The 26,236-nt window shown below is 31.0% G+C and carries 31 protein-coding genes; 8 read left to right on the plus strand and 23 right to left on the minus strand.

The window, feature by feature from the left end:
* Positions 1-140: 140 nt before the first annotated feature.
* The 18 genes from rpsN to rpsL all read right to left on the minus strand — a co-directional run bounded on the left by rpsN (position 141) and on the right by rpsL (position 10,013).
* Positions 141-410 (minus strand): 30S ribosomal protein S14, encoded by a 270-nt coding sequence (gene rpsN, locus DUT90_RS05035; protein ID WP_068363324.1) that lies wholly within the window; start codon positions 408-410, stop codon positions 141-143.
* Positions 411-413: 3 nt separating this feature from the next.
* The gene (rplE, locus tag DUT90_RS05040) at positions 414-965 is read right to left on the minus strand and encodes a 50S ribosomal protein L5 (RefSeq protein ID WP_114425993.1); all 552 of its coding nucleotides are present in this window, start codon (positions 963-965) and stop codon (positions 414-416) included.
* 8 nt (positions 966-973) lie between these two features.
* The gene (rplX, locus tag DUT90_RS05045) at positions 974-1,276 is read right to left on the minus strand and encodes a 50S ribosomal protein L24 (protein ID WP_114425995.1); all 303 of its coding nucleotides are present in this window, start codon (positions 1,274-1,276) and stop codon (positions 974-976) included.
* 14 nt (positions 1,277-1,290) lie between these two features.
* A complete protein-coding gene (gene rplN, locus DUT90_RS05050; protein WP_015482230.1) occupies positions 1,291-1,659 on the minus strand; it encodes a 50S ribosomal protein L14 in 369 nt (122 codons plus the stop codon).
* Position 1,660: 1 nt separating this feature from the next.
* Positions 1,661-1,918: a 30S ribosomal protein S17 gene (rpsQ, locus tag DUT90_RS05055; RefSeq protein WP_091891527.1), complete on the minus strand. Its 258-nt coding sequence runs from the start codon at positions 1,916-1,918 to the stop codon at positions 1,661-1,663.
* A 20-nt stretch (positions 1,919-1,938) separates the two neighbouring features.
* Complete coding sequence (gene rpmC, locus DUT90_RS05060; RefSeq protein ID WP_114425997.1) at positions 1,939-2,130, minus strand: 50S ribosomal protein L29; 192 nt, start codon at positions 2,128-2,130, stop codon at positions 1,939-1,941.
* 11 nt (positions 2,131-2,141) lie between these two features.
* Positions 2,142-2,573: a 50S ribosomal protein L16 gene (rplP, locus tag DUT90_RS05065; protein WP_114425999.1), complete on the minus strand. Its 432-nt coding sequence runs from the start codon at positions 2,571-2,573 to the stop codon at positions 2,142-2,144.
* A 21-nt stretch (positions 2,574-2,594) separates the two neighbouring features.
* Positions 2,595-3,317 (minus strand): 30S ribosomal protein S3, encoded by a 723-nt coding sequence (gene rpsC, locus DUT90_RS05070; RefSeq protein WP_114426000.1) that lies wholly within the window; start codon positions 3,315-3,317, stop codon positions 2,595-2,597.
* 11 nt (positions 3,318-3,328) lie between these two features.
* Entirely contained in the window at positions 3,329-3,733 is a 405-nt protein-coding gene (gene rplV, locus DUT90_RS05075) for a 50S ribosomal protein L22 (RefSeq protein WP_114426002.1), read from the minus strand.
* A gap of 7 nt (positions 3,734-3,740) precedes the next feature.
* Positions 3,741-4,019, minus strand: coding sequence for a 30S ribosomal protein S19 (gene rpsS / locus DUT90_RS05080; protein ID WP_114426004.1), 279 nt, complete (start codon positions 4,017-4,019; stop codon positions 3,741-3,743).
* Positions 4,020-4,026: 7 nt separating this feature from the next.
* Entirely contained in the window at positions 4,027-4,851 is an 825-nt protein-coding gene (gene rplB, locus DUT90_RS05085) for a 50S ribosomal protein L2 (protein ID WP_114426006.1), read from the minus strand.
* Positions 4,852-4,862: 11 nt separating this feature from the next.
* Positions 4,863-5,153 carry a 50S ribosomal protein L23 gene (gene rplW, locus DUT90_RS05090; RefSeq protein WP_114426008.1) on the minus strand — a complete coding sequence of 97 codons (291 nt, stop codon included), beginning with the start codon at positions 5,151-5,153 and terminating at the stop codon, positions 4,863-4,865.
* A gap of 4 nt (positions 5,154-5,157) precedes the next feature.
* A complete protein-coding gene (gene rplD / locus DUT90_RS05095) occupies positions 5,158-5,787 on the minus strand; it encodes a 50S ribosomal protein L4 (RefSeq protein ID WP_114426010.1) in 630 nt (209 codons plus the stop codon).
* Positions 5,787-6,404 (minus strand): 50S ribosomal protein L3, encoded by a 618-nt coding sequence (rplC, locus tag DUT90_RS05100; protein WP_114426012.1) that lies wholly within the window; start codon positions 6,402-6,404, stop codon positions 5,787-5,789. The genes rplD and rplC overlap by 1 nt, the downstream gene beginning before the upstream one ends.
* Before the next feature lie 284 nt (positions 6,405-6,688).
* A complete protein-coding gene (gene rpsJ / locus DUT90_RS05105) occupies positions 6,689-6,994 on the minus strand; it encodes a 30S ribosomal protein S10 (protein WP_068363283.1) in 306 nt (101 codons plus the stop codon).
* Between the two features lie 19 nt (positions 6,995-7,013).
* On the minus strand, positions 7,014-9,131 hold the full coding sequence (fusA, locus tag DUT90_RS05110; protein ID WP_114426014.1) for an elongation factor G: 2,118 nt from the start codon (positions 9,129-9,131) through the stop codon (positions 7,014-7,016).
* Between the two features lie 3 nt (positions 9,132-9,134).
* Positions 9,135-9,611, minus strand: coding sequence for a 30S ribosomal protein S7 (gene rpsG, locus DUT90_RS05115; RefSeq protein ID WP_114426016.1), 477 nt, complete (start codon positions 9,609-9,611; stop codon positions 9,135-9,137).
* Between the two features lie 27 nt (positions 9,612-9,638).
* Complete coding sequence (gene rpsL, locus DUT90_RS05120; protein WP_015482216.1) at positions 9,639-10,013, minus strand: 30S ribosomal protein S12; 375 nt, start codon at positions 10,011-10,013, stop codon at positions 9,639-9,641.
* Positions 10,014-10,188: 175 nt separating this feature from the next.
* Between rpsL and DUT90_RS05125 the strand changes: the two genes are divergently transcribed.
* From DUT90_RS05125 to DUT90_RS05145, 5 genes are all read left to right on the plus strand, one after another.
* Positions 10,189-11,844: a hypothetical protein gene (locus DUT90_RS05125; RefSeq protein ID WP_147266196.1), complete on the plus strand. Its 1,656-nt coding sequence runs from the start codon at positions 10,189-10,191 to the stop codon at positions 11,842-11,844.
* Positions 11,845-12,026: 182 nt separating this feature from the next.
* Positions 12,027-15,212, plus strand: coding sequence for a SusC/RagA family TonB-linked outer membrane protein (locus tag DUT90_RS05130; RefSeq protein ID WP_114426019.1), 3,186 nt, complete (start codon positions 12,027-12,029; stop codon positions 15,210-15,212).
* 12 nt (positions 15,213-15,224) lie between these two features.
* On the plus strand, positions 15,225-16,676 hold the full coding sequence (locus DUT90_RS05135; protein ID WP_114426021.1) for a SusD/RagB family nutrient-binding outer membrane lipoprotein: 1,452 nt from the start codon (positions 15,225-15,227) through the stop codon (positions 16,674-16,676).
* 83 nt (positions 16,677-16,759) lie between these two features.
* Complete coding sequence (gene rlmB / locus DUT90_RS05140; protein ID WP_181858144.1) at positions 16,760-17,500, plus strand: 23S rRNA (guanosine(2251)-2'-O)-methyltransferase RlmB; 741 nt, start codon at positions 16,760-16,762, stop codon at positions 17,498-17,500.
* A gap of 121 nt (positions 17,501-17,621) precedes the next feature.
* Complete coding sequence (locus tag DUT90_RS05145; RefSeq protein ID WP_114426025.1) at positions 17,622-18,260, plus strand: peroxiredoxin; 639 nt, start codon at positions 17,622-17,624, stop codon at positions 18,258-18,260.
* Between the two features lie 21 nt (positions 18,261-18,281).
* On the opposite strand, the gene DUT90_RS05150 is transcribed toward DUT90_RS05145, so the two are convergent.
* On the minus strand, positions 18,282-18,971 hold the full coding sequence (locus DUT90_RS05150; RefSeq protein WP_114426027.1) for a rhomboid family intramembrane serine protease: 690 nt from the start codon (positions 18,969-18,971) through the stop codon (positions 18,282-18,284).
* A 77-nt stretch (positions 18,972-19,048) separates the two neighbouring features.
* Between DUT90_RS05150 and DUT90_RS05155 the strand changes: the two genes are divergently transcribed.
* Positions 19,049-20,320, plus strand: coding sequence for a replication-associated recombination protein A (locus DUT90_RS05155; protein ID WP_114426028.1), 1,272 nt, complete (start codon positions 19,049-19,051; stop codon positions 20,318-20,320).
* Here DUT90_RS05155 and DUT90_RS05160 read toward each other — a convergent pair.
* The 4 genes from DUT90_RS05160 to DUT90_RS05175 are packed head-to-tail and all read right to left on the minus strand — an operon-like array spanning position 20,317 to position 23,722.
* Positions 20,317-21,084, minus strand: coding sequence for a hypothetical protein (locus DUT90_RS05160; protein WP_114426030.1), 768 nt, complete (start codon positions 21,082-21,084; stop codon positions 20,317-20,319). The two genes, DUT90_RS05155 and DUT90_RS05160, sit on opposite strands and share 4 nt — an antisense overlap.
* A gap of 1 nt (position 21,085) precedes the next feature.
* Entirely contained in the window at positions 21,086-22,450 is a 1,365-nt protein-coding gene (locus DUT90_RS05165) for a DUF5723 family protein (protein WP_258848500.1), read from the minus strand.
* 13 nt (positions 22,451-22,463) lie between these two features.
* Entirely contained in the window at positions 22,464-23,012 is a 549-nt protein-coding gene (locus tag DUT90_RS05170) for a hypothetical protein (protein WP_114426034.1), read from the minus strand.
* A 26-nt stretch (positions 23,013-23,038) separates the two neighbouring features.
* Positions 23,039-23,722 carry a YjjG family noncanonical pyrimidine nucleotidase gene (locus DUT90_RS05175; RefSeq protein ID WP_114426036.1) on the minus strand — a complete coding sequence of 228 codons (684 nt, stop codon included), beginning with the start codon at positions 23,720-23,722 and terminating at the stop codon, positions 23,039-23,041.
* Between the two features lie 77 nt (positions 23,723-23,799).
* On the opposite strand from DUT90_RS05175, the gene DUT90_RS05180 reads away from it, so the two are divergent.
* Together DUT90_RS05180 and DUT90_RS05185 are read left to right on the plus strand one after the other, a co-directional pair.
* Positions 23,800-24,936: a glycosyltransferase family 4 protein gene (locus DUT90_RS05180; RefSeq protein WP_181858145.1), complete on the plus strand. Its 1,137-nt coding sequence runs from the start codon at positions 23,800-23,802 to the stop codon at positions 24,934-24,936.
* A 36-nt stretch (positions 24,937-24,972) separates the two neighbouring features.
* The gene (locus DUT90_RS05185) at positions 24,973-26,232 is read left to right on the plus strand and encodes a polysaccharide biosynthesis C-terminal domain-containing protein (protein WP_114426039.1); all 1,260 of its coding nucleotides are present in this window, start codon (positions 24,973-24,975) and stop codon (positions 26,230-26,232) included.
* Positions 26,233-26,236 lie beyond the last annotated feature (4 nt).

Genomic DNA, 26,236 nt, shown 5'->3' on the forward strand with positions numbered 1-26,236 from the left:
GTTTTCAATTATCTCTATTTACCTACAGTTTATACTGTGAAAATTGAACCTATAATCAGTTAAAATTCTTATACTCAAAAAAAATAGAGCGTGCAAATGTACACATTCTATTTTTATTTTTAAGATTTAATTTTAGATTTCTACCAACTTGCTTTTTTAACACCTGGTATTAAACCTTGATTAGCCATTTCACGAAACGTTACACGAGAAATACCAAATTGTCTCATATATCCTTTTGGACGACCAGTTAATTTACATCTGTTATGCATTCTTACTGGTGAAGCATTTTTTGGTAATTTCTGCAATGCTTCATAGTCTCCAGCTTCTTTTAAAGCTTTTCTCTTTTCAGCATATTTTGCAACTGTTTTTGCTCTCTTACGTTCGCGAGCTTTCATTGATTCTTTAGCCATTTCTTATTTTTTTTTGAATGGTAAACCTAATTCTCCTAATAACGACTTCGCTTCTTTATCAGTATCGGCAGATGTTACAAATGTAATATCCATACCATTGATTTTTTTCACTTGGTCTATATTAATCTCTGGGTAGATGATTTGTTCAGTAATACCTAAATTGTAATTACCTCTTCCATCAAATCCATTAGCTTTTATACCGTTAAAGTCTCTTACACGAGGTAAAGAAGCAGTAACTAACCTATCTAAAAACTCATACATTTTATCACCTCTTAACGTAACTTTTACACCAATTGGCATTCCTTTACGTAATTTGAATGATGCAACGTCTTTTTTAGACATCGTAGAAATTGCTTTTTGACCAGTAATTTTAGTCAACTCTTCTACAGCATAATCTATTAATTTCTTATCTGCAATTGCAGCACCAACACCTTTAGAAACTACTATCTTTTCTAATTTTGGCACCTGCATTACATTTTTATAACTGAATTCTTCAGTAAGAGCTTTTATTACTCTTTCTTTGTATTCTGCTTTTAATCTTGGTACGTAACTCATGATTACTCTTATTTTTTAGTTTTTTTAGAGATTCTAGTTTTAGTATCTCCATCAACATTATAACCAACTCTTACAGCCACACCATCTTCTACCAACATAACGTTAGAAATATGCAATGATGCTTCTTTTTTTACAATACCACCTTGAGGATTTTGAGCACTTGGTTTTGTATGCTTAGAAACTAAGTTCACACCTTCTACTAATACTCTATCTTTATCCTTAATGATTTGTAAAACTTTTCCTTCAGACCCTTTGTGATCTCCTGCGATTACTTTTACAGTATCTCCTGATTTTAATTTGAACTTCTTCATTTTTGTATAATGATTTAAAGCACTTCAGGTGCTAATGATACTATTTTCATGAATTGTTTCTCACGAAGCTCACGAGCAACTGGACCAAATACACGAGTACCTCTCATCTCCTCTGTAGGATTTAAAAGCACACAAGCATTATCATCAAATCTGATATAAGATCCATCTTTACGTCTTACTTCTTTTTTTGTTCTTACAACAACTGCTCTAGATACTTGACCTTTTTTTACAGTTCCGTTAGGAGTTGCAGATTTAACAGATACAACAATCTTGTCTCCAATACTTGCGTAACGTTTTTTTGTACCTCCTAAAACTCTAATAACTAAAACTTCTTTAGCTCCAGTATTGTCTGCTACTTTTAATCTTGATTCTGTCTGTAACATATTATTTAGCTCTTTCTAGGATTTCTACTAATCTCCAACGTTTAGATTTACTCATAGGTCTTGTTTCCATGATCCTAACAGTATCACCTTCGTTGCAATCATTCTTTTCGTCGTGTGCAACATACTTTTTCGTTTTTAAAACGAACTTACCGTACATTGGGTGCTTTACTCTTTTTGTTTCTGATACAACTATAGATTTCTCCATTTTGCTACTTGAAACTACACCTATTCTCTCTTTTCTAAGATTTCTTTTTTCCATCTTTAAAACTGACTATAGAATTATTGTAATTCTCTTTTTGTTAATTCTGTTGCAATTCTTGCTACAGTTCTTCTTAAACTTCTCAACTGCAATGGATTCTCTAATGGAGTGATTGCGTGAGCCATTTTAAGATCAGTATAATTCTTTTGCAACGCTCCCAATTTTTCATTAAGATCTGCTGTAGATAATTCTTTAATTTCTGATTGTTTCATTGTATATCGAATTATGCGTTAATATCAAAATCTCTTGCGATTACAAACTTCGTTTTTACTGGAAGTTTCTGAGCTGCTAAACGTAAAGCTTCTTTCGCTACTTTAAGAGGCACACCACCTACTTCAAACAAAATTCTACCTGGTTTAATAACTGCAACAAAATGATCTGGTGCTCCTTTACCCTTACCCATACGAACCTCTAGAGGCTTTTTAGTGATAGGCTTGTCTGGAAATATTTTAATCCATAACTGACCTTCTCTTTTCATATGACGAGTTGCCGCGATACGAGCTGCTTCTATTTGACGAGAGGTTAATAGGTTTTGGTCTAAAGATTTGATTCCAAACATTCCGTTAGAAAGTTGGTTTCCTCTTTGAGAATTACCTGTCATATTCCCTTTCGCCTTCTGTACCTTACGGTATTTTACTCTTTTTGGCTGTAACATTTTTAATTTCTAATTTAAAAATTATTTTCTTCTACGAGGTTGACGTTTAGATCTATCACCACCACCTTTATTACCACCTTGCTTTTTAGACAAGCCAACTAATGGAGACAATTCTCTTTTACCATACACCTCACCCTTCATAATCCATACTTTTACACCTATTCTTCCATAAGTAGTATGAGATTCTACAAGCGCATAATCTATATCAGCTCTAAAAGTAGAAAGAGGAATTCTACCTTCTTTATAGTGCTCTGAACGTGCCATTTCAGCTCCGTTTAAACGTCCTGATATCTGAACTTTAATTCCTTCAGCATTCATACGCATTGTAGCAGCAATAGCCATTTTTATAGCTCTTTTGTATGAAATTCTATTTTCAATTTGGCGTGCTATACTAGTTGCAACTAATTTTGCATCTAATTCTGGACGTTTAATTTCGAAAATATTAATTTGAACTTCTTTACCTGTAATTTTTTTAAGCTCTTCTTTTAACTTGTCTACTTCTTGACCTCCTTTACCAATAATGATTCCTGGACGTGCAGTTGTAATAGTAACGGTTACAAGTTTTAAAGTACGCTCTATAATTACTCGAGAAACACTTGCTTTAGATAATCTAGCATTAATATACTTTCTTATCTTATCATCTTCAGCAATTTTATCTCCGTAGTCATTACCACCATACCAGTTAGATTCCCAACCTCTGATGATTCCTAAACGATTTCCTATTGGATTAGTTTTTTGTCCCATTTCTACTTTGATTAATTACTTAAATTTTTACTACCTAACTCTAAAGTAACGTGATTAGAACGCTTACGTATTCTGTGTGCACGACCTTGTGGAGCTGGTCTTAATCTTTTTAACATTCCTGCGCTGTCTACATAAATAGATTTCACAAATAACCCAGCATCCTCAATAGATGCATCTTCATTTTTAGCTTGCCAATTTGCTATTGCAGACAATAACAATTTTTCTAAGTTTCTTGACGCTTCTTTAGGACTGAATTTTAAGATTTGTAAAGCTTTTTCAACTTCAACACCTCTTACTTGATCTGCTACTAAACGCATTTTTCTTGGTGATGTAGGACAGTTAGTAAGCTTAGCGAAAGCGCGTTGCTTTCTATCTGCTTTTAACTGATCTGCCATATTTTTTTTACGAACTCCCATTTCCTACTTATTTTTTTCCTTTATTTTTTGCACCAGCGTGTCCTCTAAAAGAACGAGTTGGTGAAAATTCGCCTAATTTATGCCCTACCATGTTTTCTGTAACATAAACTGGTACAAACTGACGTCCATTATGAACAGCGATTGTTTGACCTACAAAATCTGGTGATATCATACTTGCTCTTGACCAAGTTTTGATTACAGATTTGCTACCAGATTCTACATTAGCCAACACTTTTTTCTCTAATTTATAGTGAATGTAAGGTCCTTTTTTTAATGATCTTGCCATAACTTAATTATTTCTTTCTACGTTCGATAATGTACTTATTACTAGCTTTAGTCTTAGATCTAGTTTTGAATCCTTTTGCAGGGATACCATTTCTTGATCTTGGATGACCTCCTGAAGAACGTCCTTCACCACCTCCCATTGGGTGATCAACAGGGTTCATTCTTACAGCATTTACTCTAGGTCTTCTACCTAACCATCTTCTTCTACCCGCTTTACCAGATACTAATAATTGATGATCTGAATTAGAAACTACTCCTATAGTTGCCATACAAGTCAACAAGATTAATCGAGTTTCACCAGAAGGTAATTTAACTGTTGCATACTTACCATCTCTTGCCATTAATTGTGCAAAAGAACCTGCTGAACGTGCCATAACAGCACCTTGCCCTGGACGCAACTCTATACATGAAATTGTAGTTCCTAAAGGAATTTCACTTAATGGCATCGCATTTCCTATTTCTGGAGCTATACCACTTCCTGAAACAATAGTTTGACCTACTTTTAAACCGTTTTGAGCAATTACATAACGCTTCTCTCCATCAGCATAACTAAGTAACGCGATAAACGCAGTACGATTTGGATCATACTCTATAGTTTTTACTGTAGCAGGAATACCATTTTTATCTCTTTTAAAATCGATAATACGGTATCTTTGTTTATGACCACCTCCTATATTACGAGTTGTCATTCTACCCTGACTGTTTCGACCTCCAGATCTTTTTTTCGGAGCAAGCAAACTTTTCTCCGGCTTATCAGTTGTTATGGTGTCGAACCCATTTACAACTCTAAAACGCTGACCTGGTGTTATTGGTTTTAATTTTCTAACTGACATTGTGTCTTTTCTTAAAGATTGTTATAAAAATCAATACTTTCTCCTTCTGCTAACTGCACTATTGCTTTCTTATATCCGCTTTTGATACCTGTTACTAATCCTTTTTTAGTATACTTCGTATTTCTTTGAATTGGATAGTTCAACGTTTTGACACTAGAAATAGAAACTCCATAAGCAGCCTCTACAGCTCCTTTAATCTCTACTTTGTTAGCATTTTTATCTACAACAAATGCATAACGATTAAATAATTCGCTATCGTTTGTTGCTTTTTCCGTGATAATAGGCTTTATTAAAATACTCATATCCCTATTTACTTAAGTTTGAGTTAATACCTTCTAAAGAACTTTCAGTAATTACTACTTTATTAGCATTTAAAACACCATATGTATTAATTTCTGAAGCTTTTACAACTTTAGAGTTCTTTAAGTTACGTGATGATAAATACACATTTGTATTCTCATTACCTAAAACAAACAATGACTTCTTTGTATCAAGCTCTAAAGCCTTTAATACATTAACAAAGTTTTTAGTTTTTGGTGTTTCAAAATTAAAATCTTCAACAACAACTAAATTCTTTTCGTTTGCTTGTATACTTAAAGCTGATTTACGTGCCAAACGCTTTAAGTTTTTATTCAATTTGAAAGAATAATTTCTTGGTCTTGGACCAAACATACGTCCTCCTCCTCTAAAAACACCAGACTTAATTGATCCCGCTCTTGCAGTACCTGTCCCTTTTTGTTTTTTTATTTTTCTTGTAGAACCAGCTATTTCAGCTCTTTCTTTAGATTTATGCGTTCCTTGACGTTGATTAGCCAAGTATTGCTTAACATCTAAATAAATAGCATGATCATTAGGCTCTATTCCAAATACATCAGCAGAAAGCTCAACCTTTCTACCTGTATCTTTTCCTGTAATATCTAAAACTGCTACTTTCATTATTTCTGAATAGTTACAAAAGCGTTCTTATGACCAGGAATAGCTCCCTTAACAACAAGTAGGTTCTTTTCAGCAACCACTTTTAACACTTTTAAATTTTGTACTTTCACTTTTTCTCCACCCATTCTTCCTGCCATACGCATTCCTTTGAACACTCTTGCAGGATAAGAAGCAGCACCAATAGAACCTGGAGCTCTTAAACGGTTATGTTGACCATGAGTAGCTTGTCCAACCCCACCAAAACCGTGACGTTTTACTACACCTTGAAAACCTTTACCTTTTGAAACACCAGAAACATCAACAAATTCACCTTCAGTAAAATGTTCTACTGTGATAGCATCTCCTAATTTGTACTCTTCTTCAAACCCTTGAAATTCAACAACTTTCTTTTTAGCAGTGGTGCCAGCTTTTTTAAAGTGACCGTCTAACGATTTGTTAGAACTCTTCGCCTTTTTGTCATCGAAACCAAGTTGTAACGCATTGTATCCGTCAACCTCTTCGGTTCTGACTTGGGTAACAACGCAAGGACCAGCTTCAATAACAGTACAAGGAATATTCTTCCCGTTCTCATCGAATAAACTAGTCATTCCAATTTTTCTTCCTATTAACCCAGACATTTAGTTAAAATTTTAGACGTATAGAATTCTTTCCAGCGCGTCTATTATTAATAATTCTTATTTTGAAACAAATGTTTCGTTTAAATCCTTTGAATTTCACTCAAAAAAAACAGCGCAAAAACACTTTCTACACTGAATTTGTTTTTACCGTTTTTCCTTTGCGAAACGCTCTGGACATGTTGCTGTCTACTAAAAACAGCTTCACCCTACTCTATTTCGGGCTGCAAAAGTATAAAAAACTTTCGGTTTAACAAAATTAAACCGAAAGTTAATATCAAATTTACTTATACTTTAATTTCTACTTCTACTCCAGAAGGCAATTCTAATTTCATTAAAGCATCAATAGTTTTTGAAGAAGAACTATAAATGTCTAACAACCTTTTGTAAGCTGCTAATTGAAATTGCTCTCTAGATTTTTTATTTACGTGTGGTGAACGTAATACAGTAAAAATCTTTTTATGTGTTGGTAGTGGTATTGGACCATTTACTACAGCTCCAGTACTTTTTACCGTTTTTACGATTTTTTCAGCAGATTTGTCTACTAAATTGTAATCGTAAGACTTTAATTTTATTCTAATTTTTTGACTCATCGTTTTCTTATTTAGTAGATTATCCTTTTGCTGCCGCTATTACTTCTTCAGAAATGTTAGATGGCGTTTCTGCGTAGTGAGAAAATTCCATCGTAGATGTTGCTCTACCAGAAGACATTGTTCTTAATGACGTTACATAACCAAACATTTCTGATAATGGTACAGTAGCTTTTACAACTTTAGAGCCAGCTCTATCAGACATGTCTGATACTTGACCTCTTCTTCTGTTTAAATCACCTACGATATCTCCCATGTTTTCTTCTGGAGTTAAGACTTCCAGCTTCATAATAGGCTCCATTATTTTAGCTCTTGCAGCTTTTGCAGCAGCTTTATAACCCATTTTTGCAGCCAATTCGAATGATAACTGATCAGAATCTACAGGGTGGAAAGAACCGTCTTTTAAAGTAACTTTCATAGAATCCATTTCGTAACCTGCTAATGGACCGTTTTTCATTGCTTCTTTAAATCCTTTTTCTACAGATGGCACAAATTCTTTTGGAACGTTACCACCTTTAATAATTGATTCAAATTGTAAACCTTGCTCTCCTTCTGCAGCAGGCTCCATTGTAAAAACAATGTCTGCGAATTTACCACGTCCACCAGATTGCTTTTTATAAACCTCTCTGTGGTCTGCAGCAGCTGTAATTGCTTCTTTATACTCAACTTGAGGTTGTCCTTGATTTACATCAACTTTAAACTCACGCTTTAAACGATCTACAATAATATCTAAGTGAAGCTCACCCATACCAGAAATAATCGTTTGACCAGAAGCCTCATCTGTTCTTACTGTAAATGTTGGATCCTCTTCAGCTAATTTACCTAAAGCCATACCTAACTTATCTACATCTGCCTTTGTTTTAGGCTCAACAGCAATACCAATTACTGGATCTGGAAAATCCATAGATTCTAAAACAATAGGATGTTTCTCATCTGATAAGGTATCTCCTGTTTTGATAGATTTGAATCCAACAGCAGCTCCAATATCTCCAGCCTCTATATGATCTAATGCATTTTGCTTGTTAGCATGCATTTGATAAATTCTTGAAATACGTTCTTTTTTACCAGAACGGTTGTTTAACACATAAGAACCTGCATCTAACCTACCAGAATAAGATCTAAAGAATGCTAAACGACCTACAAAAGGATCTGTTGCAATTTTAAATGCTAATGCTGCGAATGGCTCTTTTGCATCTGGTTTTCTTGTGATTTGATCACCTGTATTAGGGTCTGTACCTACAATATTATCTCTATCTAAAGGAGAAGGTAAATAACGACAAACAGCATCTAATAAGAACTGAACACCTTTATTTTTAAATGCAGAACCACAAATCATAGGTATGATTGCCATATCCATAACAGCAGCTCTTAAAGCAGCATGTACTTCATCTTCTGTAATAGAATCTTCATCTTCCATGAATTTTTCTAACAAGTTCTCATCGTAACTTGCTACTTCTTCAATTAACAAAGCTCTATATTCTTTTGCTTCCTCTTTTAATTCTTCTGGAATATCAATTACATCAAAAGTAGCTCCTTGTGTTTCGTCATGCCACACAATTGCTCTGTTTTTAACTAAATCAACAATACCTTTAAAATCTGCTTCTTCACCAATTGGTAAAACAATAGGCACTGCATTAGAACCTAACATTTCTTTTACCTGTGTATTTACGTTTAAGAAATCAGATCCTTGACGGTCCATTTTGTTAACGAAACCAATTCTTGGCACTTTATAGTTATCTGCTAACCTCCAGTTTGTTTCAGATTGAGGCTCAACACCATCAACAGCAGAGAATAAGAAAACTAATCCATCTAATACACGTAAAGATCTATTTACTTCTACAGTAAAATCTACGTGACCAGGAGTATCTATAATATTAAAATGATACCCTTTTGTATCTGGAGTTGGTTTTGCATTTTCTAATGGAAACTGCCATGTACAAGTTGTAGCTGCAGAAGTAATGGTAATACCTCTTTCTTGCTCTTGCTCCATCCAATCCATTGTAGCTGCACCATCATGTACTTCACCTATTTTATGAGAAACACCTGTATAATATAGTACTCGCTCAGTAGTTGTGGTTTTTCCAGCATCAATATGAGCTGCAATACCAATATTTCTTGTATATTTTAAATCTCTTGCCATTTCTTAGAATCTGAAGTGTGAGAATGCTTTATTTGCTTCTGCCATTTTGTGTGTATCTACTCTTTTCTTAACAGCAGCTCCTTCTTCTTTAGCCGCAGCTAAAATTTCAGCAGCTAAACGTTGAGCCATAGTTTTTTCATTTCTCTTACGAGTATATAAAATCATCCATTTGATAGCCATAGATACTTTACGGTCTGGTCTAATTTGCATTGGAATCTGGAATGTTGCACCACCTACTCTTCTAGAACGTACTTCTACGTGAGGCATTACATTTGACAAACCATCTTTCCAAATTTCTAAAGCTGATTTTTCTTCATCAGTCTTTTTTTCCTCTATGATATCCATCGCATCATAAAATACTTTGAACGCTACAGATTTCTTACCACTCCACATCAAGTTATTCACAAAACGTGTAACTAACTGATCATTAAATTTAGGATCTGGTAAAAGCTCTCTTTTTTTCGCTCTTCTTTTTCTCATGTCTTTACATTAAAAAAGTTAATAATTTTACTTCTTTGGGCGTTTCGCTCCGTATTTTGATCTACGTTGCGTTCTTCCTTCAACCCCTGCAGTATCTAAAGCACCACGAACTACGTGATATTTTACACCCGGTAAGTCTTTTACCCTTCCACCTCTAACTAATACTATCGAGTGCTCTTGCAAGTTGTGTCCTTCACCTGGAATGTAAGCGTTTATCTCATTACCATTTGTCAATCTAACTCTGGCAACTTTACGCATTGCTGAGTTAGGTTTCTTTGGCGTAGTAGTATAAACACGTGTACAAACACCACGTCTTTGTGGACTTCCTTGTAACGCAGCCGATTTACTCTTCTTAGTTATTTTGGTTCTTCCTTTACGAACTAATTGTTGAATAGTTGGCATACTAAATAATTATTGTTTTTCGTTTATATTAAACATTACCCTATTTTTAAGGGTCTGCAAATGTACAATTAATTTCTAATTATTCAAATATCAGTAAGTTATTTTTTAGAAAGATAGGTTTCTAGATTTATCTATCTTATTTTAAATTACTTTTGAAGCTGAAGAACACATAAGTTTGAAAAACAAATTTACACCTTATATATATGTCTTGTTGCTATTAATGAGCTGTTACGAGTTAACATCACAAGAAAAACAATTGTCTATTGTTAGCTGCAACAAAAAAGACACAATTCTTCTAGAAAAAATTAACTACAAGAGAAAACATAAAGATTCCGTTTCTATTTTAAACGAAATTAAAAAGACCTCTGAGTATTTAAAAAATATCGGATACTTTATAAACACTCTAGATAGTATCATTAAAAAAGACAACAAAACAGTTGCTTATTTTACTTTAAATGAAAAAATTGAAAATGTTTTTGTCTTTATTAAAAAAGATCTTCAATACTATTTTGATAAAAACAGTATTAAAAACGACTCTTTAAATATTCCTATTGAAGATCTCCAATCGATTTTAGCAGACATTACTCAAAAACTAGATGATGATGGGAAATCATTCTCTAAAGTCTCATTGACTAATATTAATATTAAAAGAAAAAAATTATTTGCTAACCTTAATGTAATACAATCTAAGAAAAGAATCATAAACAGAGCTATTATTAAGGGCTATGAAGAATTTCCAAAACCTTTTCTTAAGCATTATTTTAGTCTAGAAAAAAACAGTATTTTTAATCAGAAAAGGATTGAAGAAATATCTAACCTATCCAATAATTTAAATTTCATTAAAGAGATAAAGAAGCCAGAAGTTCTTTTTACGAAAGATTCCACAATACTATATTTATACCTAAAAAAACAACAAAACAATAGTTTTGATGGAATTATTAATTTTTCTTCTAATGAAGATGAAGGGTTGCTATTTAATGGAACTATTAATTTGACATTAAATAATATTTTAAATAAAGGAGAAAAATTTTCTCTACTATGGAATAGTATTGCTAATGAACGTCAAGAATTTCAAATATCAACCACAAGACCTTATCTATTTAAATCTAAATTCACTCCAGAATTATCTTTTACTTTATATAAACAAGACTCAACTTTTCTGAACACAAAATTTGATTCTAAAATTCTATACAATTTCAATCCTAAAAATCAACTTGCAATTACTTATTCTTCTGAAAACTCTTCAGAACTTGAGGAGATTTCAGAAGACAACATAAACTCGTTTAACAACTATTTTATAGGTCTACTTTATAGACATCAAAAACAATCACAAAATTTACTACTAGGGAATAAATTTTTATTCGAAGTAAATCCTTCTTACGGTGTTCGAAACTCAAATTTTAAAGAGAATCAATTCAAGCTAGAAATAACTTTATCTTACCTCCTAAGCATTAACAATAGAAATTACCTGTTCTTAAAAAATAAAACTGGTCACTTAACATCAGAAAATAAATTAACAAATGAACTTTTTAGAATTGGAGGTGTAAACTCATTGAGAGGCTTTAACGAACAGGAGTTTTTTACAGCCAGTTATAATTACACAAATATCGAATATAGATATCTTCTTAACGAAACTTCATTGTTTTATACTATAACAGATATTGGATTCTTAAATGAGACAAATCAAAAACCAATTGGTTTTGGTGTAGGATATCGTTTTACCAATGAAAAGTTTTTAATAAATTTAGGAATTGCATTAGGAAATGATAATGAAAATCAATTTAAACTGAATAATTCCAAAATATTGATTAATTGGGTTAATTTTTTTTAATAAAAAAAGAAAATAATAAAAGTTCTAGTTCTATGAAAGTAGTTCTAACATAGCATTTTAAAATATTTTTTAACATTATAAATAGAATTTGTGATATTTTAAACTTCATTTTTTTGTTAAAAAATTGTTTATTTAAATTTTATTTAAGACTTTTGAGATTAATTAATTCAAATAATTATACAATGAAGACAAAGTTTAATGGATTTTTAACGCTCTTTTTAGCGTTGGTCGTGCAAATTTCTTTTGCACAAGAAAAAACGATTTCTGGTACTGTATCTGACGAATCAGGTCCACTTCCAGGGGTTAGTGTTTTAATTAAGGGTACTACAACTGGTACTGAAACTGATTTTGACGGAAAATATTCTATCAAAGCTAAAACAGGTGATACATTAATTTTTAGTTACCTGGGTTATAAACCATCAGAAAAAAAAGTTGGTAATTCTTCTTCTCTTAATGTAATTTTAGAAGAAGATTCTAATGTTTTAAATGAAGTTGTGGTAACTGCATTAGGTGTTAAAAGACAAGCTAAATCTCTTGGTTATGGAGTAACAACATTAAAAGCCACAGAATTAAATGAAGTAAGAGCTACAAGTACATTAAGTGCTTTAGCTGGTAAAAGTTCTGGTGTTGTAATTCAAAATCAATCAGGTAACGTAGGTGGATCTCAAAGAATTTTAATTAGAGGAATATCTACATTAGGTGGCAATCAACAACCTTTATTTGTTATTGATGGTGTTCCTGTATCTAACTCTCAAACAGCCACAGGTAGTAGAATCTCAGGAGGATTTGATTTTGGAAACAGAGCGCAAGATATTAACCCTGATGACATTGAAACGATTTCAATTCTTAAAGGTGCCTCTGCTGCTGCATTATATGGTTCTAGAGCTGCAAATGGTGTTGTATTAATTACAACCAAAAAAGGAAAAAAAGGAAGTAAGGCTTCTGTTGTAGTTAATTCTACGTACAGATTTGATACTCCATTAGTTTTACCAGATTTTCAAAATGAATATGCTTTTGGTACAGAAGATGCTAATGGTGTTCCTGTAACTGATACTACTATTCCTATTAATGGTGATCCTGTTACTGGTAATGGTAACCCAGGTTTAGCTGGTTGGGGAGAAAGAATTAGTGACTTAGTAAGTGCAGGAAGAACATTTACAAACTACGATGGCACCACTTCTTCATTTAGAGCATTTAATAACAATGTTGAAGATTTTTATCAAACAGGAACTACGATTGTAAATTCTATAGCAATATCAGGTGCTAGTGACATTGCTGATTATAGATTCAGTTTATCTCACAATGACCAAACAGGTATTATTCCTGGTTCTGGTTTAAACAGAACAAATCTTGGTGTAAATTCAGGTTATACAATATCTGATAAATTAAAAGCTAGAACTAGCATAAACTATATTAGAACTAATATATCAGGAACTGCAGCAGCAGGAGCTAATGACCCAAATGTTTTGACTAATATTATTAATGGATTACCTAGAATAGCTGACATTAATATCTTTAGAGACTTTGTTGATAATGATGGAAATCAACTAAATAATGTAGGTTTACAGACAAATAATCCATTTTTTGTTGCGTTTCAAAATGCACCTACAGTTACTGTTCAGAGATTTTTTGGAAATTCTCAATTAGAATATGAGCCTATTGAAAGATTAAATTTCTTAGGAAGAGCTGGTTATGATACTTTTACAGACACAAGACTTCTAGTAAATAGAATTGGTACATTGGGTAGAGAAAGAGGTAGATTTACAGATGATATAATAAATCAAAGAGAATTAACTTTAGATTTTATTGCATCTTATAACTTTGACCTAAACGAAGACTTTAAATTATCATTAAGATCAGGTGTTCAGTGGAATGAAAGAGTATTTGAAAGATTTTCAAACACAGGAACAAATTTAACTGTACCTAATCTTTTCTCTCCAGGAAATGCTGAAGATAATGTTCCAACTAAAGACTTCAGAAGAAGAAGAATATTTGGTGTATTTGCAGATGTTAGTTTAGACTACAAGGATTGGGCTTTCTTAAATTTTACAGGTCGTAGAGACTCTTCTTCTACTTTACCTATTCAAAATAGAGACTTCTTTTATCCTTCAGTTTCGGCAAGTGTTGTTTTAAGTGATGCCTTAGACATTAAATCTGATTTTTTAAGTTATTTAAAGGTTAGAGGAAACTGGGCGAATGTAGGAAATGATACCGCTTCATTTTTAACTACATTTAACTTTACTCCTGATACAGGATTCTTTGGTCAGTTTGGTACTGGAGGTAATTTCCCATTTGATGGAAACGTTACATTCAATTCTGCTGGTGTATTACCTGATGCTGATTTAGTTGCTGAAAATCAAACAAATGTTGAGTTTGGTGTTGAGTTTGGACTATTTAACAACAGATTAACTGTAGACGCAACTTATTATAAAAACTCTACAAAAGATCAAATTGTTAATTTACCAACACCAGAAACTACTGGTTTTGGTGCTTTCTTAACTAATATAGGGCGAATAGAAAACGAAGGTATAGAAATTGAATTAGGTGCAAAAATCATAAGAACAGATGATTTTTCTTGGAATATAAATACTAATTTTACTACAAACCAATTTACAGCTGCTGATTTAGGTGGGCTTGAGAACTTTCAATTAGTTACAGGTTTTTCAAGTTTATCAGTTAGAGCAGTTCAAGGAGGAGAATTAGAGCTTTTTGGTACTGGCTTTGCAAGAGTTCAAGATGCTGACGGAAATGATATAGATGATCAAATATTAGTAAATGCTCAAGGTCTTAGAACACCTGGATCAGAAAGAAGTTTTGGTAGTATTTTCCCAGATTTCACTGCAGGTTTAACAACTGTATTTACTTATAAGGGTTTTACACTGTCTAGTACGTTTGACTACAGACATGGAGGTGTAATGTTTTCTAACACAGTTGGTCAGTTAAGAAGAAGCGGTGTAGCTGCTGAGACTGCTGCAAACAACAGAGCACCTATCGTTGATTCTGAAGCTTTTATGTTAGACGCAAACGGTGATGCAGTTCCTAACACTATTGAAGCTACGCCAGAAACATTCTGGAATGCTTTTGCTAGCGCTACAGTTCCTGAAGGAAATATTTTTGATGCAACTTTCTTAAAATGGAGAGAATTAAGTCTTACTTATAGTTTCCCTTCTAGTTATTTAGAAAAAATACCTTTTACAGGTATAACACTAGGAGTTCAAGCTAGAAACTTAGCTATATTCTTATCAGATGTTCCTCATGTTGATCCTGAAGCAAGTCTTGGGGGTGCAGCAAGTAACTTACAAGGAGTAGAAAGAGGTTCAGTACCTGGTTCTAGTAGTGTAGGTTTTAATTTAAATTTAAAATTTTAAAAAAACATATCCATGAAAAAAATAACAAACAATATAAAATTAATAGTCTTATTGCTATTTTCCATAACTTTTGTTAGTTGTGAGGGCTCTTTAGACATTAATGAAGATCCTTTGGCAGCAACTAGAATTGATGCTTCCTTGTTATATCCTCAGTTTTTCTTACAAATGTCTAGTAATAGAACTATTGAGTTAAATGCTGTTAATATTCAAGCTCAACAATGGGCAAGTGGTGGTTCTGCTGGAGTATTTAGAAACCCTGAAAGATATTCTATAAGCCCATTTACTATTGGTAATAACTTTACAGGTATATATACTGGTGTTTTACGTAATTTAAGTTTGGCTAGAGGTCTTATTGAAGAAAACCAGCCAGCTAATTTAAATTCTATTGGACAAATCAAAGTATTTGAAGCTTTTGCTTATTTACACATTACTCAAATTTATGGGGATGCACCTTTCACTGAAGCAATTCAAACAGCAGAATTTCCATTTCCTAGATTTGATGCACAAGAAGACTTATTAAGAGGTGTAGTTGGTAGATTAGATGAAGCCATTGGTCTTTTATCTAGCCCTACTGATATAGTAACTAATGCTGATTTAATATACAGTGGAGATAGAAATAATTGGATTAGATTTGCTAACTCTCTTAAATTAAAAGCATTGATGTTAATTGCAAATAGAGATCCGCAATCTGTAGCTGCTGAGATACAAGCTTTATCTACAAACCCTTTGTTAATTTTGGATAATTCTCAAAATGCTTATTTAAGATATCCTGGAACTGTAGGTCAGTCAAATCCTATATGGCAAACGTTAGATAACTTTGCAGGAGGTAGAAATCCTTTTTGGTATGCTGGTAGCACATTGGTGAATCTTATGAATGCAAATAATGACCCTAGAAGGGCGACATATTTTGATGAAGAAGATGGTGGAGTATATGTAGGGCAAGACCAAGGTGTATTTAGCCCAACTGGTATATCTAATATAAGCTTAAATATTATAAGACCTGATTTAGAAGACCGTTTTGCTACTGCAGCTGAAACAAATTTCTTTTTAGCTGAAGCTGTTTTAAAAGGTTATATTACCGGAAATGCTCAATCATTCTATAGAGCAGGTTTAGAGGCTTCTTTAAATTCTTATGATGGTGCTTTTGGTGGAGAAAATGGAGAAATAGCTCAAGCAGATAAAGACGCATATCTAGCAGCTAGAGGAAGTATATCTGAATTAAATATAAATGATGCTATTAGAAGAGTAAATGAAGAGCAATATGTAGCTTTATTTACAAGAGGTCTAGAAGCTTGGACTCACTGGAGAAGAACTAAAGTTCCAGATTTTCAACTACCTACTGGTGCTTTATTGTCTGATATTATTAGAAGATATTCTTATCCTACAGATGAAATTGTAGCTAATGAAAACTCTCCTGAAAGTAGTTTACCTTTAACTACTCCTATGTGGTTTGAACAACCTTAAAAATATTAGTATAATGTAAAAAACCACCTCTAAGAGGTGGTTTTTTTTTATATATTTATTTATAATTAGTATACATTTGCAGCATGACATCAGAAGCAACAAACATTTTTGGAATAAGAGCAATTATAGAAGCTATAGAGAGTGGCTCAACTATTAATAAAATATACATACAAAAAGGTTTACGAGGTGATTTATTTTACCAATTGGATAAATTGATAAAATCAAAAAAAATATCTGTCAGTTCTGTCCCTGTTGAAAAATTAAATAGATTATCTAAAAATAATAATCATCAAGGAGCTGTTGCACAAATTTCTCCTGTTGAGTTTTATGATTTAGAAGTACTTATTGAAAGTATTGTTGATATTGATGAAAATCCAATGTTTTTAGTTTTAGACCAATTATCTGATGTTCGAAATTTTGGAGCTATTATTAGAACAGCAGAATGTACTGGTGTAAACGGTATTATCATACAAAAAAGCGGTAGCGCTCCTGTGAATGCTGAAACTATAAAAACTTCTGCTGGTGCAGCTTTTAAAATACCAATTTGCAAAGTAGACCATATAAAAGATGCTCTTTATCTTTTTCAAGCATCAGGTATAAAAATTGTTGCCGCTACAGAAAAAACAGATGACTCTATTTTTGATATCAATTTTAATCAACCCATAGCAATTGTAGTGGGTTCTGAAGATAGAGGTGTTAATCCATCCGTTCTTAAAATGGTAGATTATAAAGCTAAATTACCCTTATTAGGTGAAATAGAATCACTTAATGTCTCTGTAGCCTGTGGTGCTTTTTTATATGAATCTGTAAGACAAAGATTATAAATTCAATATTTTTAGGTAAATATTTATTCTTTTTTAACATGACCTACAGTGCATTACAGTAACCCTATTTTTATTTTTTTGTAACTTTATATCTTGATTAAACTTACAAAAATAAATAAATATGAGCGTAATTAGATTAGGTGATGAAGCCCCAAATTTTATAGCACAAACTTCTGAAGGGGAACTTAATTTTCATGATTGGTTAGGAGAAAGTTGGGGGATACTTTTTTCTCATCCTGCAGATTATACACCAGTTTGTACTACTGAATTAGGAACTGTTGCTAAGTACAAAAATGAATTTGAAAAAAGAAATGTAAAAACTATAGCCTTGAGTGTTGATGGTCTTTCTTCTCATAAAGGTTGGATAAAAGATATTAATGAAACACAAGACACAACAGTAGATTTTCCTATAATAGCAGACGAGAACAAAAAGATATCTGCATTATATGACATGATACACCCTAATGCAGATAATAATTTAACAGTTAGATCTGTATTTATTATTGACCCAAATAAAAAAGTAAAACTTATTATTGTTTACCCTGCATCCACAGGTAGAAACTTTGAAGAACTTTTAAGAGTTATCGATTCTTTACAATTAACAGCATATCATAAAGTGGCTACACCTGCAAACTGGAAAAATGGTGATGATTGCGTGATTGTTCCTGCTGTTAGTGACGAACAAATTCCTGATTTATTTCCTAAAGGACATAAAGAAGTTAAACCATACTTAAGAACAACACCTCAACCAAATTTATAATGTCAAAAAGAGTTCAAATTGTTATTTGAACTCTTTTTTATTTTCAACCATTATTTTTTCTGACTCTTCTAAAGGTGGTTTAAAATTACCTTCTTCATCAAAATAAGTATCAAATTCAGTTGTAGAAAATTGATACGCTTCTTTTACCATTCCCTTTTTACGATATAAAATTGCAAATATCAATCCTACTAAGAAACCAGATAAATGTCCTTCCCAAGACATTCCTTCTTTAATAGGCAGCACATACCAAATCATACTTCCATATAAAAAAATAATAATTAAAGATAGCGCAACCAATCTGTAATGTTTTCTAATCATTCCACTAAAAAAAATAAAACTAAATAGTAGATACACTACCCCACTTGCTCCTATATGGTAAGATTCTCTTGCAATACCCCAAGTTAAAAATCCTGTGAAAAATGCTCCAAAAAGTAATACTTTGACGGCAAGATCTTTATAAAAATAAAAAAGACTGCTTAATAACACAAATAAAGGTATAGAATTATTGAAAAGATGGGATGTATTGCTATGTATAAAGTGTGTAAAAAAAACACCTCTAAATCCTTTAAATGTTCTTGGATAAACACCAAATTTATTAAAATTGAGTCCTAATTTTATTTCAATCCAATATATAAACCATATTATAACAACTAATAAAGCTGGAATAATAAATATAGACTGATTAAATTTTAATTGATTTTCTTGATCCATTGATTCTAAACTAAGCAAAAATCTAACCAAATAAACTTTATACAACTTCTGTCAGTAAACTTTATTATTTTTACTACATGAATGAACCTTTGGCAGAAAGAATTAGACCTAAAACGCTAGAAGATTATATTAGTCAGCAACATTTGGTAGGCAAAAATGGTGTTTTAACGAATCTTATAAAAAAAGGAATAATACCATCTTTAATTTTATGGGGACCTCCTGGAATAGGAAAAACAACGCTTGCCAATATTATAGCTACAGAATCTAATCGTCCGTTTTATACATTGAGTGCTATCAGTTCTGGCGTAAAAGACGTTAGAGATGTTATTGAGAAAGCCAAGAAAAGTGGAGGCTTATTTACTACAAAAAATCCAATTTTATTTATAGATGAAATTCACAGATTTAGTAAATCTCAGCAAGATTCTTTATTAGGTGCAGTAGAAAAAGGTTGGGTAACTTTAATTGGGGCAACTACAGAAAACCCAAGTTTTGAGGTAATTCCGGCATTACTTTCTCGTTGTCAAGTGTATATTTTAAATTCTTTTGATAAAAATGATCTAATTGCTTTATTAGATAGGGCTATGAAAAAAGATGCCATTTTATCAACTAAAAAAATTACCTTAAAAGAAACTGATGCATTACTACAGGTTTCTGGAGGTGATGCTAGAAAACTTTTAAATATTTTTGATTTACTGGTTTCTACTGAAGAAGAAATTGAAATTACAAATAGCTTAGTTTTAAAGAAAATTCAGAAAAATACGGTTAGATATGATAAAACTGGTGAACAACATTACGATATTATTTCTGCCTTTATAAAGAGTATAAGAGGGAGCGACCCTAATGCTGCTGTATATTGGCTAGCAAGAATGATTGAAGGTGGTGAAGATGTTAAATTTATAGCAAGAAGGTTACTAATTTCTGCTTCTGAAGATATTGGCAATGCAAATCCAACAGCTTTAATTTTGGCAAACAATACATTTCAAGCAGTATCTGTTATTGGTAATCCTGAATCTAGAATAATTCTAAGTCAGTGTGCTGTTTATTTGGCCAATTCTCCTAAAAGTAATGCCTCTTATTTGGCTATAAATAAAGCTCAAAATTTGGTTAAAGAAACTGGAGACTTGTCAATACCATTACATTTAAGAAACGCACCTACTAAATTAATGAAAGATTTAGATTACGGCAAACAGTATAAATATTCTCATGATTATCCTAATAATTTTACCGAACAAGAATACTTACCTGAAGAAATATCTGGAATGAAATTATACGAACCAGGAACAAATCAAAGAGAACATCAATTTAGAGAACTTTTAAAAAAACGTTGGAAAAGTAAATATGATTATTAAAATTTTATCTGATAAAATTCTTGAATGATTACTCCTTTATCATAATATTCTGCCACCCAATTGTCTTTATTTTGATATAAAATTCCGTTTCTATTACTTATAATATATACTTTTTCTACGTTAGTCTTTAAAATCGTGAACACAACTTCTGGCTTAGTATTTATAAGTTGAAAACCGTTTAATTTAGGTTGCGCATATAAAGTAGTAGTTGTATTTAAATTTTCTTGAACTAATTTTTTCCCTTTTTGTGCTGGTAATTTTACAACAGTGGCATCATTTTCAATCTCTATTGGGGCAACTTTTTCTACAGTTTTATTTAATTTCTTTGCATTATTACTGTATTGTAAATCTTCCGAAATCGTATTATAGGCTTTTCTTATGGCCTCTTGATAAGCTTTTTGATATTCTTTCTGTTTGCTTTTTCCAACATCAGTACTAAATACAATTTTACCATAACAATCTTTAAAAATAATTTTACTTTTTACAGTAAGCATATTAGATTCATCTTGAACACTTATGGATAAAGACTTACACTTATTTTTAATAATTTCTTCCGGTAATTTTTCATTTTCTAAAAAAACTTGAAAACCATTTTTCTTCAATAAAAATTTGGTTAAAGAACTTGTTTTATATTGATCTGATTTCTTCAAAAAATCAAACTTTTCTTCAACAACAAGATATTTGTACGTATTTATTTCTGTTATTTGAGCTTTTAAAACATAGTTTGTTAAAAGTAATGCTACTAAAATTATTTTTTTAATCATATTAATTAAATATTGTATTAAAGCCTAATTGGATACTCATGCTATTTGTAGAAGCAATATCGTTAAATTGTGCTAAATTATCTACCATACCATAAAAATTAATTTTACCTATTTGGCAAGATATACCTGCTCCTATATTGTATAATGAATAATCGTCTACTGTGTAAGTTACTTTTGCATGAAATTTTTTAGAAAGAGAAGTTTCATAAAACCCTGTTAATGCAACTTGAGGACTTAAAGGTCTGAAAATTGAGAATAATTGAACTCCAACAGCATTTTTATAAAAGTCTTTGTATGTGTTATCATAACAATATTTACTTCTTTTTTCTCCAAAACTATATCGTAAACTTGAGTTAATTTTTGTTGGCCTGAAAGACGTGTAAGGATTTAAATTGGATCCGCTAGGAATATTTTCTCTAAAATCTTTATCCAATTGTCTCCAATAATCTATTTGATTGTCTGCATCATAATCAAACTGTATGCCTTCAAAAATATAATCTCCTTTTACAAAGGAATTTTTAATGTTTTTTTTGTGCCTAACAAAACCAAAGTCTAGAATGCTTCCTGTTATTTCTAATTGTTTTGAAACGTTATACGTAAAACCAAAATCTATACCTATACCCAAATTAGGTCCAAAAAAAGTATTCTTTAAATAGCTTCCTACATCGGTTATAAATTCGTCATTTGTCTCGTTTACTAACCCCGAAGTTTTAAGTTCTATATCAACATCACTGAAGGTATGGGTAAAAATATTATTTGTACCTTCTGTAGTTGTTAGTGTTCCTCTATTATTTGCAGTTTCTAGATTTAGAGCAGAAGAATAAATCTTAAATCTGCCTCCTAAAGAAAGTTTTTCATTTATTTTTTTTGTAACTCCAAAATGTAAAACACCTAAAACATCTAATTTGTATAGTAATTGAGACGCAGTAAAGTTTCTGTTTAAAAATGATGCATTACCTTCTGTTATAAAAGTAATACCATCGTTTGGGAAATATAAAATTCCATCAGTTTCTTGATAAAAACCAAAACTAAAGTAAAGTTTATTATTGTATCTATATCCCCCACTCAATATTTCTATTTGAGTGTTGATTTTTAAAAAATCTCTCTCTGTCAAAGAATTAAGTACATTGTTTACCTTATCATTAAAAGAAACATTATTATTAGCAAATAAATCTGAAACTGTAAAGCCTGTAGAACCAAAATCTGCAGAAAAACCTGATAGCAATGGTACTCCAATATGAAATTTATAATTTGTTTCTATTGCTGGATTAAGCAATAATGACTGAGGCAAATCTGCAAAATTATAAAGCACTTGCCTATTTTGCGCATTAACAGTAACTGCTAGAAATAAAAATAGTAAGTACAAAGTTATATTCTTTTTAACCATTAGTTCTTATAAATAGTTTGGCTGATGACTTAAATAAAAGCTCATTAATATCAGATGGATCTAAAGGAGGGTTTGAAGAAGTAACTCTAGCTGTAATTCTAAGTTGACTAGTATTTTTTATTTCAGAATCAGGACTAATATCTATAGTTTCAGTGAACTTAAAATCATCATCATTGCCATTGACGATAATTTCTTTGAATGTATGCGTTGAGTTATTATTCTGGTCTAAAAAGTCAATTTGAATAGAAAAATCATTATCTATAGTGTTGATTATTTCTACATTAAATTCTATTCTAATTAGGTTTTTTCTAATAAAATCATTCTCAAAAATTAAAAAATCTGTGGTATCTGTTCGTTCTGTTTGTAGGGTTCCTGATGCATCAAAAAATTGTCTTGGTGTAAAACTAAAACCTATTAGAGAGCCTTCGAATACAGGTGTTAAACTGAAATCATTTATCTGATCAAAATCTAAATCTTGAATACATGAAGTAATCAGTATTAAAGTTGTAAAATAAATCAGTGCTTTTTTAAGGGACTTCATAAGATTTATAAAATAACGTTACAGAGCTAAAGATATTGTTTTATTTCTTTAAGTGAAGTAATACTGTTAAAGTTATTTTTAGCAACTTTTTTGTTCTCAAAATTACAATGCAGCGCTTTCATTCCAACATTAATTGCTCCTAAAATATCTGCTTCAATACTATCTCCTATCATTATTGAATTTTCTGCTTTGGCATTTGCCTTTTTTAATGCAAATTGAAAAACCTTTGCATTTGGCTTTTTTACACCAACTGAATCTGATGTAATTACCTCTTTAAAGTAAGGTAATATCTTTGAAGAAGCCATTTTTTTAGTCTGTATCTCTTCAAAACCGTTGGTAATAATATGTAATTCGTATTTATTTTTTAAATATTCTAACACTTCAAAAGTATGCTCAAAAAGGTTATTAAAATGGGGCAAACAATTGATATATTCTACTGCTAAAATATTTATCAAATCGTCTGAAATAGCATAATACATTTCATCAAATGTTTTTTTTAACCTACTATACCTTAATTCTTTTTTAGAAATTTTTTCTTCTCTATAAAGTTTCCAGTATTTTAGATTTAATGGCTTATATATAGCTAGGAATTCTTTTAGATTAATATTAATATTTTGTTTTAAAAATATTTTTTGAAAAGTTAAGTCAGAATTCTTTTCAAAATCCCACAAGGTATGATCTAAATCAAAAAAGACATGTTGTATTTTCATATTTTAAAAGTAAAAATTTAAACCTGAAAAATTACATCTTTTAGTTATTATATTTGCTTAGTTTAAATTCTATTTTTTTGAGTCAAAAATTGTCTGTTTTATTTTTATGTGGTTGGTATCCTTCTAAAGTTTCTCCGTATAACGGAGACTTTATTCAAAGACATGCAGAAGCAGTTTCTCTAGAGCACAATGTTTCTGTAATACACATCATTACAGACAAATCTTTACGTACTAAAATAAAATATACATCTCAAAAAATAAATAATATTAATTCTTACATTGGGTATATAAAACCTACTAGAAACCCTGTTTTTAAAGCATATCTTTTTTTTAAAGCTTTTAAATTTCTGATAAAAAAGGTAGGTAAATTTGATATCGTACATTTAAATGAAATTTTCCCTTTTGGTATTTTTAGTTTATATTTAAAGTGGTTGTACAAAAAAAGATATATCATTTCTGAGCATTGGACAGGTTATCATTTACCTCAGAATAAAAACATTAGTAATGTAGAAAAGATACTTTCTAAAATTATCATAAAAAATGCGTCTTATATTTGTCCTGTAACTAATGATCTTAAAAATTCATTAATTGATATGGGATTCAAAGGAAAGTATCATGTCGTAGAAAATGTTGTAGACACTAAAAGTTTTGCACCTATAAAATCGAATAACCAGAATTTCTATATCCTACACATATCCAACATGTTAGATCAACATAAAAATATTTCTGGGATATTAAATGTTGTCTATAAGTTACAAAATTCTATAACTAATTTTAAATTCACACTGATAGGAGAAAATTCTAAAAAATACAAACCTTACGCCATAAAAATAGGAATCGACTTAAATTTAATTGATTTTATAGATCAAATTCCTCATGAAGATGTTATAAATTACATTCAAAGAGCTAACTTGTTTGTTTTATTTAGCAATTATGAAAATTTACCCTGTGTTATCTTAGAATCTTTCTCTTGTGGAACACCCGTTATTTCTACAGATGTCGGGGGTATTAAAGAACACTTTCCTGATAATTTTGGAAAACTAATAAATGTTAGAAATGAGAATGAATTAACTTCTGAAATCAAAAATGTATATCTCAACAACTACAAATTGGCTTCAAAAACAGAAATGCATAAGTATGTAGATGATAATTTTAGCAAAAAAGTAATTTGTGAAAAATTCTCTAACTTGTACTATAACAGTTTAACTTTTTGATACTATAGTTAAGAAAAATGTTATAGCTATTTTTAGATGACCAATATTATAAACTATATAAAAGATTTTTTAGGCAGATCTGGAAGTTACGTATTTTCAGCATCTATAATCTCTAGGTTACTTTCTTTTTTGGCTTCGTGGTTAGCGCTTCAACTAGTGCCTAACAAAGAATTAGGAGTCGTTCTTTTTGCATATAATATCATTGCTTTTCTGACTCCTTTTGGAGGTTTAGGATTACCACAAAGTTTGATAAGATATGGTGCTTTATTACCTCTTGAAAAAGAAAAAGACAACTTATTTGTCTATGTCTTAAAAAAAGGACTACTGGTAACCTTTTATATTATTGTTATAATTATTATTTCAGGATATTTTATTCCTTTTAAATTTGAAAATACTGGTTACTACTTATCGCTACTTTCTTTTATTTTAATTCCTTTATTTGTTTTTGATATTATTAAAATTCAATTTCGATTAAAACATGATAATAAATCTTTCTCTAAAGCAGATATCGTTTATAATGTTTCTTTAACTGTAGGTGTTTTTCTATTGAGCTATTTTTTTCAAGAAAAAGGTTATATTTTGGCGTTAATACTTGCTCCTGCTGTTCCTTCTATTCTTTTTTTAAAAAAATTAAACATTAGATACACTGTTCAAAAAAAACCAAACGTTGTTAATTTTACGTTTTGGAAATATGGCTTTTATTCTAGCATTACAAGTATTGTTACCAGTTTACTATTAATTATTGATATTTTATTAATTGGACATCTAATGGAAGACGCAGAAATGGTTACAGTATATAAGTACGTTTCTATAATTCCTTTAAGCCTTTTATTTTTGCCTCAGGTATTTATGGCTACAGATTTTGTTTCTTTTACTGAAAAAATTAAAGAAAAAAAATACATTTTTAATTACATAAAAAATTACATGTCTTTGTTTTTTATTATTAGTCTATTAATTTGCCTATTCTTTGGTTTCTTTTCTAAAGAAACCTTGGCTCTTTTTAGCGATGAATTTGTAAAATACTCAGAAAGTTTCTTAATTCTGATATTAGGTATAACTGGTATTTTAGTGTTTAGAGGATTGTTTGGGAATTTGCTTTCCTCTATTGGAAAAATTGAAGTGAATTCTTATATTATAGGAGTAGCCTTGGTTATAAACGTAATTAGTAATTATTATTTGATACCTCTTTATGGTATTAAAGGTGCAGCTATAACCTCTGCTTTCTTAATGTGGTTTACAGGTATCTTTTCATGCTTAAGTTTCTTATACCTCTACAAAAGGTTTTTGAAAGAGTAATAAA

The organism is Polaribacter sp. WD7, assembly GCF_003335085.1.
Taxonomy (GTDB): Bacteria; Bacteroidota; Bacteroidia; order Flavobacteriales; family Flavobacteriaceae; genus Polaribacter.

What these genes read in the sequence shown, in the direction of transcription:
- rpsN (WP_068363324.1), bottom strand. Translation starts at nt 410, where the DNA reads ATGGCTAAAGAATCAATGAAAGCTCGCGAACGTAAGAGAGCAAAAACA.
- rplE (WP_114425993.1), bottom strand. Translation starts at nt 965, where the DNA reads ATGAGTTACGTACCAAGATTAAAAGCAGAATACAAAGAAAGAGTAATA.
- rplX (WP_114425995.1), bottom strand. Translation starts at nt 1,276, where the DNA reads ATGAAGAAGTTCAAATTAAAATCAGGAGATACTGTAAAAGTAATCGCA.
- rplN (WP_015482230.1), bottom strand. Translation starts at nt 1,659, where the DNA reads ATGTTACAGACAGAATCAAGATTAAAAGTAGCAGACAATACTGGAGCT.
- rpsQ (WP_091891527.1), bottom strand. Translation starts at nt 1,918, where the DNA reads ATGGAAAAAAGAAATCTTAGAAAAGAGAGAATAGGTGTAGTTTCAAGT.
- rpmC (WP_114425997.1), bottom strand. Translation starts at nt 2,130, where the DNA reads ATGAAACAATCAGAAATTAAAGAATTATCTACAGCAGATCTTAATGAA.
- rplP (WP_114425999.1), bottom strand. Translation starts at nt 2,573, where the DNA reads ATGTTACAGCCAAAAAGAGTAAAATACCGTAAGGTACAGAAGGCGAAA.
- rpsC (WP_114426000.1), bottom strand. Translation starts at nt 3,317, where the DNA reads ATGGGACAAAAAACTAATCCAATAGGAAATCGTTTAGGAATCATCAGA.
- rplV (WP_114426002.1), bottom strand. Translation starts at nt 3,733, where the DNA reads ATGGGAGTTCGTAAAAAAAATATGGCAGATCAGTTAAAAGCAGATAGA.
- rpsS (WP_114426004.1), bottom strand. Translation starts at nt 4,019, where the DNA reads ATGGCAAGATCATTAAAAAAAGGACCTTACATTCACTATAAATTAGAG.
- rplB (WP_114426006.1), bottom strand. Translation starts at nt 4,851, where the DNA reads ATGTCAGTTAGAAAATTAAAACCAATAACACCAGGTCAGCGTTTTAGA.
- rplW (WP_114426008.1), bottom strand. Translation starts at nt 5,153, where the DNA reads ATGAGTATTTTAATAAAGCCTATTATCACGGAAAAAGCAACAAACGAT.
- rplD (WP_114426010.1), bottom strand. Translation starts at nt 5,787, where the DNA reads ATGAAAGTAGCAGTTTTAGATATTACAGGAAAAGATACAGGTAGAAAG.
- rplC (WP_114426012.1), bottom strand. Translation starts at nt 6,404, where the DNA reads ATGTCTGGGTTAATAGGAAGAAAAATTGGAATGACTAGTTTATTCGAT.
- rpsJ (WP_068363283.1), bottom strand. Translation starts at nt 6,994, where the DNA reads ATGAGTCAAAAAATTAGAATAAAATTAAAGTCTTACGATTACAATTTA.
- fusA (WP_114426014.1), bottom strand. Translation starts at nt 9,131, where the DNA reads ATGGCAAGAGATTTAAAATATACAAGAAATATTGGTATTGCAGCTCAT.
- rpsG (WP_114426016.1), bottom strand. Translation starts at nt 9,611, where the DNA reads ATGAGAAAAAGAAGAGCGAAAAAAAGAGAGCTTTTACCAGATCCTAAA.
- rpsL (WP_015482216.1), bottom strand. Translation starts at nt 10,013, where the DNA reads ATGCCAACTATTCAACAATTAGTTCGTAAAGGAAGAACCAAAATAACT.
- DUT90_RS05130 (WP_114426019.1), top strand. Translation starts at nt 12,027, where the DNA reads ATGAAGACAAAGTTTAATGGATTTTTAACGCTCTTTTTAGCGTTGGTC.
- DUT90_RS05135 (WP_114426021.1), top strand. Translation starts at nt 15,225, where the DNA reads ATGAAAAAAATAACAAACAATATAAAATTAATAGTCTTATTGCTATTT.
- rlmB (WP_181858144.1), top strand. Translation starts at nt 16,760, where the DNA reads ATGACATCAGAAGCAACAAACATTTTTGGAATAAGAGCAATTATAGAA.
- DUT90_RS05145 (WP_114426025.1), top strand. Translation starts at nt 17,622, where the DNA reads ATGAGCGTAATTAGATTAGGTGATGAAGCCCCAAATTTTATAGCACAA.
- DUT90_RS05150 (WP_114426027.1), bottom strand. Translation starts at nt 18,971, where the DNA reads ATGGATCAAGAAAATCAATTAAAATTTAATCAGTCTATATTTATTATT.
- DUT90_RS05155 (WP_114426028.1), top strand. Translation starts at nt 19,049, where the DNA reads ATGAATGAACCTTTGGCAGAAAGAATTAGACCTAAAACGCTAGAAGAT.
- DUT90_RS05160 (WP_114426030.1), bottom strand. Translation starts at nt 21,084, where the DNA reads ATGATTAAAAAAATAATTTTAGTAGCATTACTTTTAACAAACTATGTT.
- DUT90_RS05170 (WP_114426034.1), bottom strand. Translation starts at nt 23,012, where the DNA reads ATGAAGTCCCTTAAAAAAGCACTGATTTATTTTACAACTTTAATACTG.
- DUT90_RS05175 (WP_114426036.1), bottom strand. Translation starts at nt 23,722, where the DNA reads ATGAAAATACAACATGTCTTTTTTGATTTAGATCATACCTTGTGGGAT.
- DUT90_RS05185 (WP_114426039.1), top strand. Translation starts at nt 24,973, where the DNA reads ATGACCAATATTATAAACTATATAAAAGATTTTTTAGGCAGATCTGGA.